Source organism: Bacillus sp. HMA207, assembly GCF_003402455.1.
In the GTDB taxonomy this organism is placed as follows: domain Bacteria; phylum Bacillota; class Bacilli; order Bacillales; family Bacillaceae_G; genus Bacillus_A; species Bacillus_A cereus.
Map to the genome: position 1 here is coordinate 2,798,068 of NZ_BEZT01000001.1, position 16,701 is coordinate 2,814,768.

Below are 16,701 nucleotides of genomic sequence, written 5' to 3' on the forward strand. Positions count from 1 at the left end.
CATTATTTGTATTACGTGAAATTTTAACGTTATTTATGAACGAACAGCCACTTCTCTAACGAGTGGATTATGTACTTGCACATAAATAGCTTGCTCCAATGGATTACTTAACTCATCGACATCGAAAAATCTCGTTAGTAAATTTGCTTTACACGCTAACTTATCTTCGTCCAATAATTCTCTTAAAAATGTAGAAGGTTCCCGGTTATATGGAAGAAATGATTCAAGTACAGACCTTAATTCCGAGAGAAGAATTTCCTCCTTAATTAATCCTGCTGTGCCAAAGCCATTAATGAGGCCAAACATATGATTGAAAATTAAGTAGTAACGAAATCTCTCATCCACAATATAGTCGTCATATAAATTTCCAGTACGTTCTCCAATACCAGCTAATTCATTATTAAGCATCTCTTTCATTGAGTTACAGAAATAAAATCCTTGATTATCACGGAAATAATATTTGATCGGATAACCATCTTTTAGCTGAACAACGCTATTTTGCTGATGAGCTTCTAATGCAACACCATACTGTAAATACATCCATACCATTGGCTTTAAAGAAATATTCATATATCGTCTAAACCACTCTAAGCTTACTTCTTCACAGCTTTTACTTTCTAAATCTGCTAGGCGATGAATAATATTCGATAACCGCGTACGCTCCCCAGGTATAGCGTCTTGAACTAGCCCAGCAATTAATGTTGCGTCGTTTGCATGTTCACTATAAAAAGGATTCTCACGAATAATCACTTCAAATCCAGATTCTTGTGTTCCATAATTTAATGTAATAAAGGCTGGATCACAAATAAAATCAAATCCTGGAAATCTTTCTCGTACTTCACCAATAGCCGTATTTAACATTTCCTTCCCTTCAAGACCACTCTCAAGTTCTTTCAGTTTATTAATACGCATTGAATTCGTTACTTTCACCGGAAATGAAAACTTAAGCATATACTTCGAATTGGGATGATATAGCGTCCTTAGTGATGATGTTGCCATATAATACTTACCTACAGGACCAATATACTCAAGCAATTCTTGAACTATCAAATCTTGTACGTAAGCTTGATGCAAGAGCCATTCTGCCTGAAGCGGATGAATTGGAATTAATGCATATTGATCTTCCTTACAGTACTTCGCTATAAATTCCTTACTAACCATCTCATCATTACTTAATTCTTCTTTTATAATCATTGTTGTAGAATCTGATAATAATGATTTTTCATTTACTATACTTTTATGTGCCCGAAAATAATGAAGCTGACATTCTCCTTTTAATTCTGGAGAATACATTGCACTTTTCCAATCCAATATCCCCTGTCTACTCTTTGGTGTAGGATGAGTTAAATGCCCAAATAATAAAGACTGCTCCGCTTCTATAAAAGTTGTATGAAAACCGTATAATGCGGATGTATCTTCTATTCTCTCTTTTGTAAATTCCTCAATATTTTGACAACTACGGATAACTCGAAGCATAAGTTCCGCAGGATTCGTTCCTTCTCCGTAGTTGATAGACATCTCTTTTATTAAAAATGTAATAACTGTAACATAATCTGCTGTAATAACAGAATGACTATCTCCAATTTGATAATAAAATTGTTCTCCAAACAAATGGCGATCTGTTGATGATTTATATATAACTTCTCCATACAAAGTAACGTTCTGTGCCGATAGCCGACAACATAAATATGTGGGGACTGTATCTCTATTCAACGTATTACTGAAGATACTCTTCATTCTTTCATCCTCTGTAATCCATTCTCCACTCCCTGTTTCTCTTAAATAACAGTTTAAAAAGCTTTGTAATGTTGCATGTTCTGCGATTTGTTTCGCATGCTGCATGTTGGTCCTCCTCTTTATATTAACGCTATGAGAATTTCATATTACAATTGATAATTGAACATCGTTATCAATTATGATTCTAATTGATAATGATATTCAATTCAAGAGTATATTTCAGAATTTTTTTATCAAATTAAATTTTTATTTTTTTCTTTCTTTTCTTTAATCTAGTTAAAAGTACACTAGAAAATTTCTTGCTTTCAAACTAATTACCTACTATTTTTTATTAATCCATTTTTTGATGGATTAATAAAAAGGTACACCAAATGAGGTATACCTTTCCCTATGATATATTTACATAATATTATTATATGTATAAATCTATATAGCTGTTTGTTTTTGTAACAAATTTAAATCTCTCCAACAATACGCTGTTTCTTCTACCCTTACTCTCTCTAAAAATTTCGTATCAATTTTTTCAGGGTTAAATTTTTCATAAAACTTTTTAGAAGGATTATTCGTAACAACCCAAACTAAAAGTGATTGCATATCATTCTTTACACATTCTGATAGTAACGCTTGAAATAACTTTTGTCCTATTTTCATTCCTTGATACTCTTGTAAAAGGTAGATTGCATATAATTCTCCATCACAATTATATGTATCAGTTCTTTCTATCCCCCCATCGATGAATCCAACTATTTCTCCATTTAAATTCTCTGCTACAAATCTAAATTGATGATTACCTTCTTTTTGAAAAATATCTTCCCATTGTTTTTCTCGTTTCTCATATGCTATATTATCTAGAATTTCGTCAGCAAATATCCCTTTATACGTTGCTTTCCAACTATCGACATGCACCTTTGCTATACCTTGTATATCATCCTTTATTGCTCTTCTAATATGTATTCCCATCATTTCTCCCCCTTTATTACTCATCATTATATCAATTTCATTCCTTAAAAATCCAAATAAAAAAGAGTGAATTCACTTCACTCTTTTTTATCACAATTATCTACTTTCCACTTCAACTGAAACTACTCGATCAATCTCTTTCAGGGAACTATATAATTCTGTTGTATATAAATCTTCTGGAGCTAAAATAACCATCTCTAGTTGCTGAAATGCTCCACTATCTATATCTTTAATTTTCACGCGTTTCACATGCATGCCTAAATTTTTAATTTGCTTAAATATACCATCTAACTCATGATGCTCTTTAACAGTAATTTTTATAGATAAATCCTTTTGTCTTAATGAATACGGTCCTGCAATTTTCACAAGTTGCGGAAGTACATTAATCGCTAAAATAATTAAAACCATAGCAACTGTCGCTTGTAAATAAAATCCCGCACCAATTGCGATTCCTAAAGCTGAAGCAGCCCACACCATAGAAGCTGTTGTTAATCCAGAAATAACGTCATTACTTCTTCGTAAAATGACACCTGCGCCAAGAAAACCAATTCCACTAACAATTTGAGCGGCCAGTCGCATCGGATCCATATTTGTATGTCCTGGAACAGAATATACATGCACAGATTCAATTGAAACCATCGTAATTAAACAACTTGCTACAGAAATAACCATACTTGTTTTCACACCAAGTGGTTTATTCTTTAGCTGCCTATCTATCCCGATGAATAATCCTAAAAAGAGTGCTAAACCTAATTTGAGTAAAAATTCATATGACATATTCCTATTCTCCTTACTTTACAATGTTTCCCTTAGAATAACTCACTATAACTCTTTTATGATATCAATTCCAGTCTTTTCTATTCATTTAACGTAAAAAACCGAAAAAACATTTATAACGATGTTTCTCCGGCTTTTTATTACACTTTAGATTCTTCTTTATTTCTGATCTTTAATCTTAATTTCTGCACCTTTGTAGAATGCTAATTTACTGTCATTATACTCTTTTGTAAATTTGTTAAACTGCTCTTTCGACTTTTGTGCTTCCACATTTAATTCATTAACAGTTTTAACTTTTTCACCGATTTCTTTTAATTTCGTTTCTTTTACTTTTAATTTTTCATACAGTTCTTTTTCAGTTGCTAACACTTTCGTGTAATTTTCATTCATCTTTTGGAATGCATCATAACGATTCTTATACGACTCTTCTACTGCTTTTGCTTGTTTTTGTAACTTCTTATCTTCAATCTTCTCTATATTACTTTGAACAGATTTCGTTTCCTTCTGTGCTTTTTCTAGCATTTCTTTCTCACTTTTCAATACTTTTTCACGATCATCTACATTTGCAGTAGCTTGCTCTATTTTCTTCACAACTGCTTCATTATGATCTTTACCTTCTTGCAAAATTTGAGCATATAATTCTTGCCCTTGTTTCTCTAACTGCTCTAATTTTTTTGCTTCATCCACTAAAGATTTTTCTTGTGTTGCTGCTGTTTCAAAAGCTGTATATAGATTTTCTTCTGGCTTTTCACCGAAACAACCTGTTAAAAGTCCTACTGATAATGCTCCAACTACTGCTACTTTTCCATACTTCAACGTTCATTCCTCCATTACATACGGTTATCATGCCAGAAGTTCACTGGGAAGTGACTCTCTTCATGATAAGCTTCAAACTCATAACCTTTTTCTTTTAGCCCCTTTAAAATTGCTGGCACAGCAGCAACTGATTGCGGGTGAATATCATGCATTAAAATTACTTCTTGTGGTTTTGTTGCGTTTGTTAATACGTTTTGAGCAATTTGTGCTGCAGCTGCATCAACTGGCATTTTATTGTATCTCCAATCTAATGAATCAATTGTCCAATCCCATACTTTAAATCCGCCTTCTACCACTTTATTTCGAAGACCTTCATTCAATCCAGGCATCGAACCATATGGAGGACGTGTTAATTTAGGTGATTTCCCAATAATATTAGCGATTAAACCTTGATCTTCTTTCATCTCATTTACATACTCGCCATTTTTATATAACTTTGCGAAATTATGTGTCATACTATGCATGCCTACATAATGACCCTCAGCATTTTCACGTTTCACTAAATCAGGAAATTCTTTTACATTCGCTCCAATTAAAAAGAACGTCGCCTTCGCATCATGTTGTTTTAGCGTATTTAATAATTCAGCCGTATATTTCCCTGGCCCATCGTCAAATGTAAGATAAGCAACTTTTCTTTCTTTTCCATTAAAACGACTTGGTGCCGTTTTATTCATTTCAACTTTCGGCTGTTCACTTGCAAGCTGCACTACATTTTCTTGTTTCGCAACAGCTTTTGCTGGTGAAGTAATTGATTGAAACATGTAATACCCAATAGCTACTGCGGCAATCGCTATTAAAACGACTACTATTTGTTTAATTTTTAAAGCTTTTTCCATTCTATCGAATTCCTCTCCCTATTAATCTTATATATAAATCGCCCAATATAATTATACATCTATTTATTTTTATTTCACCATATAAATAGATTTTATTTGTATTATAATGGGAGTTTTATCAAAATTGTTGTTCCTATTCCTTCTTTGCTTGTAACACTAAGCACACCGCCATGAAGCTCTACCATTTTTTTAACGATAGCTAAACCAATACCTGCACCTGCAGCATGATTATTAATTTGGTAAAATGATTGCTCAATATATGGTAAATGTTCTTTAGCAATTCCAATCCCTTCGTCTCTTACCTTAATCACTGCTTGTCCTTCTATTTTAGTCGCTTCAATGTGTATTGTACTTTTTTTATGTGAATACTTAATTGCATTTTGAACAATATTCAAGAAAACTTGCTTTAACCTATTTCGATCTCCCATCAATTCAATTCGGTCTATAGTAGTAATAAATTGAATTTCCTTCTCTTCCGATTTAGGAGTTAATTGCCAAATCGTCTCCTCTAGTATATCGTACAACTGCACCTTTTGTTTATATAAATTAAAATGATTTGATTGTAATCTTGAAAAATCTAGCAATTCTTCTACTAAATGAATCAATCTATCTGTCTCACCTGAAATAATGCCCATACCTTGCTTTATTTCTTCTTCTGTTAAATGATCTACTGTTTTTAACGTCTCACTCCAACCTTTAATTCCTGTTAAAGGCGTTCGTATTTCGTGCGAAATAGAAGCAATGAATTCATTTTTCATCTGCTCAGCCTTATCTATTTTATAGGCCATATAATTTAAACTATGTGCCAATTCACCTAATTCTCCAGGATAATCTTCTTTAATTTTTTGCTTTAATGTGCCTTCTGCAATTTGTGAAGAGGCTTGAATAATGGATTCAATTGGCTCAACAAATGAATTTGCCAAACGTCTACTAATTAAGAAGGCGACTCCCGAAATAACAATACCTACAGAAATAGTAAACGTAATAATTTCAATAATCTTTTTATTTACATTTGTTAAAACAGTCGTATATTTTAAAACACCAATAGTTTGTCCTTGATGTATAAGTGGGCTTAGCACCTCTAGTTGTTTTTTATTACCTTTCGTAGTAACTTGATTATACATTTCACCTTCTAATAATGATTGTGGAATATTCACTTTACCTTCTACCTTTTCACCACTTGAAGATTGTATAACCGAGCCGTGACGATCAATTAACTGTAATTCTGTTCCTTCTAATTGAAAGCTACTAATTATGTCACCACTATATTCTTGTAATCGAATAAAGTATAGTGAATTGTATTCTGAAAAAAAACGTGTACTCGTTTTCGCATGAGACTCTATATATTGCACAATACCATTATAATAGTATCGATAAATTGAGACTGAAAATACAACTTCAAATAATACAAGCATAAGTGTAATGACCGTCATAAAATATAAAGTCACTTTCCGTTTCATCTCATACTTTCCTTCCACACATATCCTTTTCCCCACACCGTAAGAATAAATTCAGGTTCTGATGGATTACATTCTATCTTTTGACGTAACCGTCTCATATTTACATCTACTACTTTCGTCTCACCTACGTAATTGGTTCCCCAAATCATATTTAAAATTTCATCACGCGAAACTGGCTTTGAAGCCTGATTCATTAAATACTGTAATATCATATACTCTGTAGGTGTTAAATCGACTAATTGTCCATCTTTATACAATCTTTCTTCTATAATATTTAACGAAAATGGACCTGACGTAACAATATTCGTTTTTTCTTCATGTACTTCTATTCTTCTTAATAAAGACTGTATACGTGCAGTTAATACTACTGGACTAAACGGTTTTGCAATATAATCATCTGCACCTATTCCTAGTCCTTGCACCTTATCTTCATCTTGTACACGTGCGGTTAACATAATAATACCCATTTTTTTATTTTCTTTCCTGATAGCCTTACAAACTTCTAAACCATCAATCCCCGGTAACATTACATCCAGCAGTGCTATATCAACAGTTTGCTCACTCAAAATCTGTAATGCTTCTTCTCCAGTAGTAGCTTCTATTACATAAAATCCAGCACGTTTTAAATTTAAAACAATAAAGCTACGGATCGTTAATTCATCTTCTAAAACTAAAATTTTTGACATAATTCCCACCTCCTACTCTTGTTGATAATCCGCTAGCGGTTTTATATATGCTTTCACTTTTTCAAATTCCGATTGCTTCGGTACTGCATATACGTGAGAAGCCGTTTTAATTGCTGCGCTGTAGCCTTTTATATTGAACCATTCTTTCCGCTTAAAAATATGAACTTCAAGCCATATTTTATTTGTTCTTGTATCCAAAAACTTTTGAGAATTTGATTCTTTTTGCTGATCTGGTATTGTAATTTTCCCTATTAACTCTTTAGGAATTTTCATATAATACCCTTTTTCTATATCTATATATCGTTCTTCAATTGGTTTAATTCCAGATTCACTCCACTGTATGTAACGTTCAAAAAGCGGACTATCACCATGTGATTTATCCTCCCAACCTTTTGGACGTACAGTACGAACAAATTCAATAATGCCGTCTTCATTAACATCTTTACTTTCTACAACATATTCATTAAATAAATCTTCTTTCCCACCTATAGGTAATACTTCATAATGATCCTGATCAAATTTTGCTACATAAGTTATACCTGAATGAGCGCCAACTCCTGCATCAATTACTACCGCCTTTAGTGATTTAGATATACGCCCCATTTGTATTCTTTGAATACTATTTATAAATGGATCGTATGACACTTCAGATAAAGTCTTAAATTGTTCCATGAACTCAACTGTCAGCTTCTCATCTTTTTCAAATGTAACAAGGCTTATATCTTTCAGTCCATTTTCATTTAGATCCTCTATGAATAACTTCGTATAACTTCGATTATATATTTCCTTCATCTCTTCATTTTCTTCCGAAAAAACATACATAACATGTTCTAACGATTCACGATTTACAGAGATTCCGATTAACAACTCTCTCTTCCCGTTCCCTGTAAAATCACCGACTTCAACGATATCTACATCTCCACCATCAAATTTATGTGTGGACTTTATTCTCCAGCCATTTCCGATTTCTTCATATACGGCTAAATATACGCTATGATCTTCATTCGGCAATTTATAAAATAAGATGGCTTCTTTCTTATTATCTTGTTTAAAATTCATTGACCAAATCATCTGTTTATCTTTGTTAGACATTGGAGTAAGTAAGCGATAATTAACAGGTAAATCTTTATCAATTTGTTCCTTTAATTCATTAATCCATTTTTCATTTGTAGGAGCTTCCATTAGACTTGTTGGAGCTTCAGACATTTTACATCCAGTCAATATAAAGATAATTCCCATCATGCTTAACCATTTCTGCATATGATATCTTTCCTTACCACAAATTTTGAATATGTCCTTTTACTTTTTTACCTATCCATTATACTCATACATATGAGTATAATTTTTCTAAACTAAAAAATCGTTACAGAAAAGTTACAAATACATTCCAAAAAAAAAGATTGGCAAAAGCCAATCTTTTTTTATTATTCGTTTCGGACTGATTTTGGCGTTACACCTAAATGATCATTTAATTTTTTTGAAATATCTTTTACATTTTTTTCATTTGGAATGTAATAATAAATACCACCGATACGTTTATCTGTACCTTCTATTTGCATTTTTTCCATTTCCAAATTAGATCCTGCCATATTTTTTGTAATGGCCAGCATATCGTCAAATGTTAAGTTCGTTTTCATATTTTTATCAACCGCATCCAGTAAAGAGCCCATTTTGCTAATTGATTGAACAGACATCGCTTTTTTAGCAATTGCTTCTATTACAAGTTGCTGTCTCTGTCCACGCATTGCGTCACTATCAATTTTACGCGTTCTTGCAAGTGCAAGAGCTTGTTCTCCATTTAAATGTTGGTAACCTTTTTCTAAATGGATCATACCAGCTTGGTCTTTACTATCTTGTTCAGTGAAAGTAACTGGTACATCAATATCAATACCACCAATTGAATCGACAATTTGTACGAATGATTCAAAGTTAAACTTCACATAATAATCAACAGGTACATTCAAAAATCTTTCCACCGTATCGCGTGTGCTTTCTACGCCACCAAATACGTGAGCATGAGTAATTTTATCTAATTTTTTTCTAGTTGGAATGTAAACACGTGAATCACGTGGAATACTTACTAGCTTAACAGACTTATCATCTTTATTAATTGTTGCTAATAAAAGTGCATCTGTTCGAACTGCTTCGCCATATTGGCTTTTTCTCATTTCACTTCCATCTACACCCATGATTAATATTGAAATATTATCCTTTAAAGGTTCGACTTCTTTATCACGCTTTGATGACTTATCAATTTTTGCATACGCATCATTTACAACAGCTTTTGCTTTATTATATATAAACGAACCATATCCTACTCCTCCAAAAATAAGTAGGAAAAATGGAATTAATATGAACCATTTTATTGACTTTCTTTTAGAACGCTTTTTATTACTTCTCGTATTTTGTTCTAATTCAGAGCTCATACCCATTCGCCTCTCTTTCTCTTTACCAAGTATAATGTAAGTCTATTTATCTTCATATTGAATTTCCTTTCACTAACCTTACAATTTTGTAAGGTTACTACTTAAACCCAATACGTATTCCATTTCACATTATACTCTCGTACTTATTTTTGGCAAGTCACTATTTACCAATTTCAAAAATTTAGCACTTCGCAACATGCGGATTTACAAATTTATTAACTCTTTCATTTTAAATTAGAATGTCTTTTTCCTAACAAACGATATGAATAAAGAATCCAGCTAATTATAAAATCTCTATGAATACAGTATATTTAACTTTATTATTTCTCAAACGGCGTATACACACTTTTCTTCCCCTGATTATCAATGTAAGCCGACTTTGCTTTTATTTTCGTTTTTTCTATTTCCATGTCTTCATTTGAGAAGTTCACAATGATTTTAATATCTTTTCCATAAGAAACAGATTGTACTAGCTTATCTTCTGACAAATACGCAAAATTCGTCATCTCTTCTTTTACTGCTTTTTCATGAACTTCATTCCAAACTTTTAGATGCTCTGTAATTTCTTTTTTATGCTTATCCCACTCTACTTCATCTAAATGGTACAACGGAGGAACATTATACAATAATTCAGACAGCATTCGATTTCCAACTTCATCTTTTACCTTTAAACTTCCCCATTCCCAATGATGCGTTGTAATAACGGAATCATTGTATACTAATTTATATAATGGTACCGAATATACTGGGTTTAAATATACTTGTTTATATTCTTCTTTCAATGGTACTTGTTTTGCATATTTTTCAGGCACATTTTGATTTGGTGACCAATATCCACCGACATAATACGGACTTGTTTTATTTTTCCGCATATCTTCATCGTCCCATTTAATAACAGGTGTTTCAATCCCGTGTGCAAATGCAATCGTACTACTAGCAAAATCATTTCCGCCTTCAGAACCAACGACCATATCCTTTTCTTGCGCAATGTAGTCCATTCGTTTTAAACGTGCTTTTAAATCTTGCTCTTGCGTCGTTATATGTTTCGCTGAATAGTCATCGTAAATTTCACCTGTCGCATCACAATCAATAAACCATGAATTATATTTAGGACCATTTTGTAATATATCATTCATGCGTTCCTTTACACTAGGCAGCGATAAAGTCGGGTTTAATTTGCGACCTCTACCTAAAAAGCCTTGCACCTTTTCTCCGTTTTTCTTCGTTACAGTAGCCTCTTCGTATAATGATGGGTCATTAAAGGATGCTGTGTTCCAATTTTTATCACTTTTTTCGTGAATGGAATGATACGAATCATACGGACCAACTAAATACCCCATTTCCTTAGCTTTTGTCACGAAATTAGGTTGCATAAATCCTTGTTCCCAGTTCGGCAGACCAATCCATGCTTTTTCTATTCCTGCCTCTTTCATTTCCTTTAGTATGTCCGTTCCATCTGCATTACCCCATTTACTTACCTCTTCAACCGCATCACCAAGTAGCGACTTTAATAAATGCTTATTTAAGCTATACAATTCTGTATTCGTTAAGTGACCTACACCTTTCTTTAATAGCACACTAGCTTCCTGATTAACGTTTTGAAAAATATCCTCTTTATAAAATTCCTTCATAGATAACACTTCGTTTATATAACGTAAAATAACATTTTTTTGATACTTATCAATAAAATCTTGTTTACTTACTTGATCTAATACATTCAGTTCCCCAGGCTCTGAACTATTCTTTTGAATAAGTTCTTTTATATGACTAAACAGCGGGCTATTTATTTGCTCTCTTAGTTTTGACCAATTTATATTACTTTCTGATAAACCATTTTGATTCCAAAAATAAAAATGCGCCGCTCCATATAACTTTTCGATTTCTTTATTTTTTCTAGCCTTTTCTTGTAATGTTTTAAATTCACCTTTTTGAACAATATCATCCTTATACAGTTTAGTAATGCTTACCGCATCATTATTTGTCACATATAATTGAAATCCATATGTTTTATTTTTATTTATGCTCGGAAATTCATGTGTAAAATCAAATCCTATTTTCGGATCCGAATGAAATTTCAATTCATTATTAAACATATTCTTTGCAATATATACAATTGAATATTTCGAACCATTTAATGCGAAAAACTTCATAGAAAATGATTCAGCAAATGAATATGCATCATCCTTTAAAAACTTCTTCCAATTCTCATCATTGCTCGGAATTTGCTTACCCTCCCATAACGGAAGTGTATAATTTTCAGCTTCTACTTTCGGCCATGTAAAGCTTTCTGCACCAGTCGATTCCACTTCAATGTTTAAGTGGTCTTTTTTCTTTTCTAATTTTATTTTTACTTTTTGATCTGGATATTCCCACGATGTACGATCCTTTTCTTTTTTTACATTCGATACCTTCATTTTCGGTAGGGGTTGTGATGCCTGTTCCTTTACCCCCTCATGTTCTACAGTTAATGTGAATGTTTCTGGATTTACATCATAAGTAAAATCTTTATACGTCGCTTTCTTTATTTTAGACTCTTGTACAGCATTACTACCTTTTACGTCACAACCGACTAAAGTCGAAAACGACATAGTTGTAAGAAGACATATCGCTATCATTTTTTTCATCCTCTGCACCTCCACCAATGAATATACAGGTGCTTTGTTACAGGAATGTGGCAAAAAATAATAGAGCTAGCATTTTGCTAGCTCTATTTGGAGTATTAAAAGTTGATATGAACAACTATAACTTGCTTAGAAGATATGTAATACAGTAACTGCGTTTTTTTCTCAATAATTATGAAACTAAGCAAATCAAAATTTTAACAAGCATTCTTCAACTGAAAAAATAAGTGTATACAATGTATCCTAAAAATAGTACTAAAATGATTATTCCTGTGCCTTTCCAATTCATACCGCCTGCTATATCAACTGGACTACCTGTTTCCGCTCTATTGAGTCCGTCACGTAAAGAACCCGTAGGATTACTTTTTAATTCACTTTGTCTCATACGCTCTCTTTTTTCTTCTGGTGACTCTTTATTCATGTAATCACCTCCAAAATGAATGCACTCTTTACTTACATTATTCAAAATCAACATTTGTTTTATATTTTCTTCCGAAAAAACCTAATTTAAAATAGGTTTGCAACGTAAAGAAAGCTAGCCATGCCAGCTTTCTTTACGATCCAATATGCTCTTCCTTATTTACAATAATACCTTTATGGTCGATTTCAAGCTCACATACTTTCATATCTGTAAATACTCTCGCTAACTGCCCAGCGATTTCTTGACGTTTCTCATATGGTGCTAATATAAAAATAGATGGTCCCGCACCGCTAAGTGCTGTGCCGTACGCACCAAATTCTTTTGCGCATTTACGAATAGATGGTAATAACGGTACGAGTTCTAAACGATATGGCTCGTGAAAATGGTCTCTCTCCATCATTTCACCTACAACTTCCCACCGCTTTTGACATAATGCAGCTACTAATACGTTACTTATCGCACTCGCTTTAACTGCCTCATGAAACGGAAACATCTTTGGTAATACAGATCGACTTTCATCTGTATTTAATTCTTCATTCGGAATGAGAGAAACTACACCTAATTCCTTGCTCTCAATTCTTACGACGGAAACATCCTTTCCATCAAGTGCTCCAATTACAGTTCCACCTAATATAGAAGCAGCAACATTATCAGGATGTCCTTCAAAATTTGTAGCAATTTGAACTTTTTGATCAGCAGTTAAGTTCAAATTGCCTAGTTGATTCGCGAGCTCTATCCCAGCTACAATCGCTGATGCACTACTTCCTAGCCCTCTCGTTAATGGGATATTACTAGTAACTTCTATTATATGGGGTGATATAGAAGGACATACTTTACATGCCGTGCTAACGATTAAATTTTTATCGTCTGCTGGAATTGATTCTTCAAAGGAATGGATTACTTGCCATTTATCAGCTTTTTCTTTAACCACCACATCTAAATACAATGACAAAGCTATTCCAACTGAATCAAATCCAGGACCAACATTCGCCGTACTAGCAGGGACACGAACGCTAAATGGTATCACGACATAATCACCCCTTTAATATGATCTTTAATTTGTTCTATATCATTTGACACATTTGCGATGTCTAGTTGATTTGAAGAAATAGCGATATCAGGATCCTTCAAACCATTTCCAGTTAATACTGCAACAACTGTTTCTCCCTTTTTGATTTTTCCAGATTCAACATGTTTAATTACGCCGGCTAATGAAGCATTTGATCCTGGTTCAGCGAAAACTCCTTCAGTTTTTGCTAATAACCTATACGCATGTAAAATTTCTTCATCTGATACCATATCTATTTCACCACGAGACTGCTCGGCAGCCTCTACTGCATACGACCAACTTGCTGGGTTACCGATGCGAATCGCTGTTGCAATTGTTTCAGGCTCTTCAATTACATGCCCTTTTACAATTGCAGCTGCTCCTTCCGCTTCAAAACCATGGATTCTTGGCTTCTTATAACCTTTTTCTTTCTCATATTCACAGAAACCTTTCCAATATGCTGTAATATTTCCTGCGTTCCCAACAGGGATAGCTAGAACATCTGGTGCATTTTGCAATTGGTCACAAATTTCAAATGCTGCCGTTTTTTGCCCTTCAATTCGATAAGGATTCACTGAATTTACTAACGTAATCGGCTCTTCTGCAGCAATATTTCTTACAGCCTTAAGTGCATCATCGAAATTCCCTTCTATTGAAATAATTTCAGCTCCATAAGCGACCGCTTGCGCTAATTTTCCATGTGCAATCTTTCCTTCTGGTATTACGATAATACATTTCATCCCAAGACGTGCCGCATATGCTGCAGCTGATGCTGATGTATTACCTGTTGATGCACAAATGATTGCTTCTGAACCTTCTTCTTTCGCCTTAGCAACTGCCATGACCATACCACGATCTTTAAAAGAACCTGTCGGATTCGCTCCTTCGTACTTACCGTATAGCTGAATCCCTAATTGTTTTGATATATTTAATAATGGAATAAGTGGCGTGTTTCCTTCCATTAAGCTGACATCAGGTGTATTTTCATTCACTGGTAAATAAGACGCATACTGTTTTAATAGTCCTTTATACATATTGTTTTTCCTCCTCAATAATGTAGTAACTGTTTATTTCACTTGCGACAGCTTCTATCGCTTCTAAAACTCGTTCAAATTGATACTTGGAAGTTCGATGTGTCACAACAACGACTTCTGCCAGTTCACGGTTTAAAGGTAATTGAATAACCTCTTTTAAACTTACAGAATAATTAACGAAACATTCTGTTATTTTTTGTAACATCCCAGGCTCATCTCGTAATGAAATACGTAAGAAATATTTCGAAACTACTTCTTCATCACCTTGTAATTCATAAGGAACTGGTTCTTTTAACGCACTTTTATTTTTCGGAACTTGATTCATATTTTTAACGATTGAAATAATATCACTTACTACAGCAGAACCAGTCGGTAACTTCCCAGCTCCGGGTCCATAAAACATTACTTCTCCTACCGCTTGGCCATGGACATACACCGCATTAAATTCATTATTCACATTTGATAATGGATGCTGGCTCGGTAAAAGCGTCGGTTCTACACTTAAATGAATGGCTGGTCCTTGTTTTTCAGCCTTACCAATTAACTTCATAGTAAATCCTAACTTTTCAGCCATTTGTAAATCTTCTTTTTCGACCTTTCGAATCCCTCTTACTTGCACATCATCTAATGAAACATTCATCGAAAAACCTAAGTTTGCAAGAATTGCTACTTTTCTTGCCGCATCTAGTCCATCTACATCTGCTGTCGGATCCGATTCTGCAAAGCCTAATTTTTGTGCTTCCTGTAAAGCCTCTTCATAAGACCATCCATTTTGACTCATTTTTGTTAACATATAATTTGTTGTACCATTTACAATTCCCATTATTTTTTCAATTTGATCTGATGCTAGCCCATCAGTTAGTCCTCTTAACACTGGAATACCGCCCGCTACACTCGCTTCGTAACATAAATCACAATCATTATCGTTCGCCAGTTGAAGAAGCTCTGCACCATATACAGCCATTAAATCTTTATTTGCTGTTACGACATGCTTTTTATTTCGTAAAGCCTTAACAATATGCTGCTTTGCTTCTTCAATTCCACCCATTACCTCTACTACAATATCAATATTTGAATCATTTAGAACTTCATCTGCATGACTTGTTACTGCAATTCCATCAATACAAACATCGCGTTCTTTTTCCAAATCACGTACAACGACTGTTTTCACTTTCACTTCGTATCCTGTATCAAGTGCGATTTTTTTATAATGTTCTTTCAAAATATGAACAACACCACTTCCGACCGTACCTAAACCTAATACCCCAACATTTATAACGTTATTCATCTTCTAATCTCCTCCTAAAAGTTTAATTGTTACATCTATAAATCACCTTACTCTGCTTTTTTGTCATGCAGGTGGTGGTTATTTCCGTACTTATAAATCGTTTCATATTACCGCACCTCCTTTCAAAGTAATAAAAAAACACACTCTTCCCTAGGAAAGGGACGAATGTGTTTTCGTGGTTCCACCCTTGTTCCAATCTAGACGTACCTCCTCCTAGATTGCTCAAGTTCAGATAACGGCTGATACCGTCAATAATTACTAGATTACTCGTTCACTATTGAAGTTCAAAGGTGGTAAAATCATTTCTCGTGTTAGGAAGCTCACACCCTTGGCTTCCCTCTCTGTAAACCGTAAAAATGATTTCGTGTCCTTATCGTTACTTTTTTCGTTCATGTTTATTTGTTAACTCATTATACTCGCATAAAAAACAAAATCAATAATATTTTTAATTATTTTAAATTTTCAATCTATAATACTATAAAAAAACACATTCTTCCCTAGGAAAGGGACGAATGTGTTTTCGTGGTTCCACCCTTGTTCCAATCTAGACGTACCTCCTCCTAGATTGCTCAAGTTCAGATAACGGCTGAT

Annotated in this window: 14 protein-coding genes and 2 other annotated features (1 of these 16 only partly in view); all 14 genes read right to left on the minus strand. The window is 33.7% G+C overall.

All coding sequences use genetic code 11. The annotated features are described in order from the left end of the window. Window positions 1-33: 33 nt before the first annotated feature. The gene (locus tag HMAS_RS14530) at window positions 34-1,842 is read right to left on the minus strand and encodes an IucA/IucC family protein (RefSeq protein ID WP_001163343.1); all 1,809 of its coding nucleotides are present in this window, start codon (window positions 1,840-1,842) and stop codon (window positions 34-36) included. Between the two features lie 321 nt (window positions 1,843-2,163). Beyond that, window positions 2,164-2,700, minus strand: a complete 537-nt coding sequence (locus tag HMAS_RS14535; RefSeq protein ID WP_012593210.1) for a GNAT family N-acetyltransferase — start codon at window positions 2,698-2,700, stop codon at window positions 2,164-2,166. Between the two features lie 93 nt (window positions 2,701-2,793). Then, a complete protein-coding gene (locus HMAS_RS14540) occupies window positions 2,794-3,474 on the minus strand; it encodes an MgtC/SapB family protein (RefSeq protein WP_000119510.1) in 681 nt (226 codons plus the stop codon). 159 nt (window positions 3,475-3,633) lie between these two features. After that, complete coding sequence (locus HMAS_RS14545; RefSeq protein WP_000873566.1) at window positions 3,634-4,290, minus strand: YkyA family protein; 657 nt, start codon at window positions 4,288-4,290, stop codon at window positions 3,634-3,636. A gap of 14 nt (window positions 4,291-4,304) precedes the next feature. Next, window positions 4,305-5,126: a peptidoglycan-N-acetylglucosamine deacetylase gene (locus HMAS_RS14550; RefSeq protein ID WP_000409484.1), complete on the minus strand. Its 822-nt coding sequence runs from the start codon at window positions 5,124-5,126 to the stop codon at window positions 4,305-4,307. Window positions 5,127-5,227: 101 nt separating this feature from the next. Beyond that, window positions 5,228-6,586, minus strand: coding sequence for a sensor histidine kinase (locus tag HMAS_RS14555; RefSeq protein WP_000824532.1), 1,359 nt, complete (start codon window positions 6,584-6,586; stop codon window positions 5,228-5,230). Continuing rightward, on the minus strand, window positions 6,583-7,272 hold the full coding sequence (locus HMAS_RS14560) for a response regulator transcription factor (protein WP_000036071.1): 690 nt from the start codon (window positions 7,270-7,272) through the stop codon (window positions 6,583-6,585). The genes HMAS_RS14555 and HMAS_RS14560 overlap by 4 nt, the downstream gene beginning before the upstream one ends. 12 nt (window positions 7,273-7,284) lie before the next feature. After that, a complete protein-coding gene (locus tag HMAS_RS14565) occupies window positions 7,285-8,532 on the minus strand; it encodes a hypothetical protein (protein ID WP_001174866.1) in 1,248 nt (415 codons plus the stop codon). A 164-nt stretch (window positions 8,533-8,696) separates the two neighbouring features. Continuing rightward, window positions 8,697-9,698, minus strand: coding sequence for an LCP family protein (locus HMAS_RS14570; protein WP_001987131.1), 1,002 nt, complete (start codon window positions 9,696-9,698; stop codon window positions 8,697-8,699). A 320-nt stretch (window positions 9,699-10,018) separates the two neighbouring features. Further along, window positions 10,019-12,322, minus strand: coding sequence for a glycoside hydrolase (locus HMAS_RS14575; RefSeq protein WP_006929152.1), 2,304 nt, complete (start codon window positions 12,320-12,322; stop codon window positions 10,019-10,021). A gap of 208 nt (window positions 12,323-12,530) precedes the next feature. After that, window positions 12,531-12,740 (minus strand): DUF6366 family protein, encoded by a 210-nt coding sequence (locus HMAS_RS14580; RefSeq protein WP_001031482.1) that lies wholly within the window; start codon window positions 12,738-12,740, stop codon window positions 12,531-12,533. A gap of 133 nt (window positions 12,741-12,873) precedes the next feature. Beyond that, window positions 12,874-13,767: a homoserine kinase gene (gene thrB / locus HMAS_RS14585; protein WP_000612098.1), complete on the minus strand. Its 894-nt coding sequence runs from the start codon at window positions 13,765-13,767 to the stop codon at window positions 12,874-12,876. Then, a complete protein-coding gene (gene thrC, locus HMAS_RS14590; RefSeq protein WP_000276437.1) occupies window positions 13,764-14,822 on the minus strand; it encodes a threonine synthase in 1,059 nt (352 codons plus the stop codon). Before thrC ends, thrB begins: the two co-directional genes overlap by 4 nt. Further along, a complete protein-coding gene (locus HMAS_RS14595) occupies window positions 14,815-16,110 on the minus strand; it encodes a homoserine dehydrogenase (protein ID WP_001066901.1) in 1,296 nt (431 codons plus the stop codon). The genes thrC and HMAS_RS14595 overlap by 8 nt, the downstream gene beginning before the upstream one ends. Before the next feature lie 154 nt (window positions 16,111-16,264). Then, window positions 16,265-16,496 (minus strand) — a binding site (T-box leader). Window positions 16,497-16,611: 115 nt separating this feature from the next. Then, window positions 16,612-16,701 (minus strand) — a binding site (T-box leader) (it continues 142 nt past the right edge of the window).